Below are 535 nucleotides of genomic sequence, written 5' to 3'. Positions count from 1 at the left end.
ATCACCTTACCGACGCTTTTCGCAGATTAGCACGTCCTTCATCGCCTCTGACTGCCAGGGCATCCACCGTGTACGCTTAGTCGCTTAACCTCACAACCCGAAGATGTTTCACTTCATGATTGCGAAAATTTGAGAGACTCGAACACACCATTAAAGATGTGTCGTTTCAATTTTCAGCTTGATCCAGATTTTTAAAGAGCAAATATCTCAAACATGACTCTGAAGTCAGTTTTGAGATATTAAGGCAGGTGACTTTCACTCACGAACCAGCAAGTGGCGTCCCCTAGGGGATTCGAACCCCTGTTACCGCCGTGAAAGGGCGGTGTCCTGGGCCTCTAGACGAAGGGGACACTGAAGTCTGCTTCGGCAAGACGCCTTGCTTTTTACTTTTCATCAGACAATCTGTGTGAGCACTACAAAGGCAGGTTCTTTAAGGTAAGGAGGTGATCCAACCGCAGGTTCCCCTACGGTTACCTTGTTACGACTTCACCCCAGTCATGAATCACAAAGTGGTAAGCGCCCTCCCGAAGGTTAA

The 535-nt window shown here is 48.0% G+C and carries 1 tRNA gene and 2 rRNA genes; all 3 read right to left on the bottom strand.

The annotated features are described in order from the left end of the window. Nucleotides 1-90 (bottom strand): 23S ribosomal RNA (locus KE671_RS22595); the annotation flags it as partial. Between the two features lie 184 nt (nucleotides 91-274). After that, nucleotides 275-350, bottom strand: a tRNA-Glu gene (locus KE671_RS22590). 86 nt (nucleotides 351-436) lie between these two features. Beyond that, nucleotides 437-535 (bottom strand): 16S ribosomal RNA (locus tag KE671_RS22585); the annotation flags it as partial.

Source organism: Citrobacter amalonaticus, from assembly GCF_018252635.1.
Classification (GTDB): Bacteria; Pseudomonadota; Gammaproteobacteria; order Enterobacterales; family Enterobacteriaceae; genus Citrobacter_A; species Citrobacter_A amalonaticus_E.
This window is presented reverse-complemented; position numbering and strand designations above follow the sequence as displayed.